The 3,056-nt window shown below is 72.5% G+C and carries 2 protein-coding genes; both read right to left on the bottom strand.

The genetic code is table 11. The features are described 5' to 3' along the window. Window positions 1-1,338 (bottom strand): condensation domain-containing protein (locus ACWDZ7_RS42685; protein ID WP_451804338.1); only part of this gene is annotated, 1,338 nt, incomplete at its 3' end. Between the two features lie 142 nt (window positions 1,339-1,480). Beyond that, window positions 1,481-3,056 (bottom strand): condensation domain-containing protein (locus ACWDZ7_RS42680; protein ID WP_451804336.1); only part of this gene is annotated, 1,576 nt, incomplete at its 5' end.

Genomic DNA, 3,056 nt, shown 5'->3' with positions numbered 1-3,056 from the left:
CTCCACCACCCGCTCACGCTCCACGCGGCCCACCACATCGACCCGGCCCACCGGCACCGACGGATCCGCCACGATCTGCTCAAGCACCCGTATCAAGCGCTCGACGACCGACTCCGCGGCGGCGTGGTCGTACAGATCGGGCCGGTGGTCGAGTTTGACGGCCATGCGGTCACCCTCGGGGGCCACGACCAGCGTCAGCGGGTAGTGGGCGGCCTCCTGCTCGCCGAGGGGGCGCATGGTGAAGGCGTCCGGAGCGGGCTTCTCTTGAGGAGGGCGGGGGTAGTTCTCGTAGACCACGATCGTGTCGAAGGCGGCGCCGGGACCGGCCAGTTTCTGGACCTCGGAGAGGCCGAGGTGCTGGTGTGCCATGAGCGCGGCCTGGCGGCCCTGCAGGGCGGTGAGCATGTGCGAGACGGGCTGCGCGCCGTCGAGCGGCACGCGTACCGGCACGGTGTTGATGAAGAGGCCGACCATCGACTCCACGCCGGGCAGTTCGGCGGACCGGCCCGCGACGGTCGCGCCGAACACCACGTCCGTACGCCCCGCGAGCCGCGCCAGGACCAGCGCCCAGGCCCCTTGGATCACCGTGTTCACCGTCAGGCCCTGCACGCGCGCCAACTGCGCCACGCCGGACGTCAGTTCCTCGGAGATCCGGGTGACCAGGCTCTCGGGTGCGACCGGCGTCCGAGCAGAGTCCGCCGGGGCCACGAGGGTCGACTCGTCGACCCCGGCCAGCTCCGCACGCCAGGCGGCACGCGCCGCCTCCTTGTCCTGCCGGCCCAGCCATGCCAGGTATTCGCGGTAGGAGGTGGTCCGGGGAAGGCCGCGGGTGTCGCCGCCCGCCGCGTACACGGCGGGCAACTCGTTGAACAGCACCGCCATGGACCAGCCGTCCATGACCACGTGGTGGCTGGTGAGGACCAGCCGGTGCCGTTCGTCGTCCAGCCGGATCAGCAGGAGCCGCAGCAGCGGTGCCACCGCCGGGTCGAACCGCTGTGACCGTTCGTGCGCGGCCAGCCGGTCGGCCTCGGCGAGGGCGTCGGCCTCCGCGAGCCCGGAGACATCCTCCGTACGCCAGGGCAGTACCGCCTCGCGCGCGATGACCTGCACCGCCTCACCGGACTTGCGGCCGCGGAAGCTCGCCCGCAGCGCGCCGTGCCGGGCCAGGAGCGCCTGCCACGACGTCCGCAACCGGACCGCGTCCAGTGGCCCGTCCAGTTCCAGCACCCGCTGGCCCTGATAGACGTCCGGACCCCGGTCGTCGAAGGCGGCGTGGAAGAGCAGGCCCTCCTGCAACGGCGACAGCGGCCAGACATCCTCGACACGGGATCGGGTCATCGTTTCTGTCTCCTCATAGCGGCTGCGTGCCTCGGCGAGACGTGCCATCGGGGTTGTCGACCAAGTCGGATCAGTCGAGTCGGTCGGATCAGTCGGATCAGTCGAGACGGTCGGATCAGTCGATGCGGTCGAGTCGGTCGGATCAGTCGAGTCGGTCGAATTCGTCGACTTCGTCCTGGGCCAGGTCGAGGAGAGGGAAGTCGGAGGGGCTGTGTCCGCCGGAGGCGGGAGCGGCGGTGTGGTCCGCGAGGCCGCCGAGCATGTCCACCCAGGCCCGCCCGAGCCGTTCGGCGTCCGCGTCCGTCACCAGGAGGCCGGGCCAGCTGACGGTGACCGTCAGCTCGGGCCCGCCCGGGGTGTCCCGCACCATCGCGCCGACGTCGAGCAGGTGCCGCAGCGGGGTGTCCGGTTCGGTCGAGCCGCCGATCGCGTTCCCCGCGGCCATCTGCCAGGGGGCGCCGACCTGGCCCTCCGCCGCGTCGGCGGTGAACCGTCCCATGTAGGTGAAGCCGATCTGCGGGGACGGCCTGATACCCAGGGCCGGCCCGGTGTCGGGGTTGAGGTGGCGCAGCAGTTCGTAGCCGAGGCCGTCGCCGGGCACCGCGCGCACCTGTTCCTTGACCGCCTTCACAAGCGCGCCGGCCGCCGGACCGCCGGCCAGGACCTGGGCCGGGTCCACCCCTGCCGCGTCCAGCCGCACCGGATGGGCGCTGGTGAACCAGCCCACCGTGCGCGAAAGTTCCACGCCCTCCAGCTGCTCGCGGCCGTGCCCCTCGACGTCGACCAGGAACCCGGACGAGGCTTCCGGCCGCCAGCACGCGACCGCACCCGCCAGCGAGGCGAGCAGTACCTCGTCCACGCCGCAGTGGAACGCGGCCGGTGTCCGCGTCAGCAATGTCCCGGCCTGCTCCGCTGGTACGACCCACGAGCGGCGGCGCAGGGTCCGTACGGTGTCCACAGTCGGATCCAACGCCCTGTGCGCGAGCGCGTGTTGGGACTCACCCAGCAGCTCAAGCCAGCCGTCCAGCTCGGCGACCCGCTGCTCGTCGACCGCCTGCGCGGACAGTACCTCCGCCCAGCGGCGGAACGACGTCCCCACCGGGTCCAGCCGCGGCGCACGCCCCGCAGCCGCCGACTCACAGGCGGCTCGAAGGTCCGGCACAAGGATCCGCCAGGACACCCCGTCCACCACCAAGTGATGACCTACGAGAATCAGTTGACCGGCCCGACCGGGACCGGCGTCCACCCAGACCACTTGGACCACGACCCCGGAGGCCGGATCGAGGCGCCGTGCGGCCTCGCGTGCCACCGCGTCCACGCCGCCACCGGCCCCGACCTCTGCCGCGTCCACCCGCATGACCAGGTCCCCGGCGTCCACCGACCCGGGCTCACCGACGATCAGCTTCGGCTCGCCGGGGATCGTGCGCGCCCGCAGCATGTCGTGGGTGTCGAGCACGGCATCAAGTCCGGCCGTCAGCACATCCAGCCGGAGCCCGGCCGGGGCACCGACCACCACCCACTGCGCGAACCCGGGCCGCGCGGCCCGCTCACCCAACGCCCGCATCACCGGCGTCCAGGTCACTTCCCCCACGCCGACGTCGCGCTTCGTCGCCGCCTCCTCGCCGACCTCCGCCACCGCGGCGAGGCGCTCCGGGGTCCTCTCCTCGAAGACCTGCCGGGGCGTCACCACCAGGCCGGAACGGCGGGCCCGCGACGCC

The organism is Streptomyces sp. NPDC003032, assembly GCF_053591415.1.
Note: the sequence above shows the minus strand (reverse complement) of the source record. Positions and strands in the feature narration are given on the sequence as shown.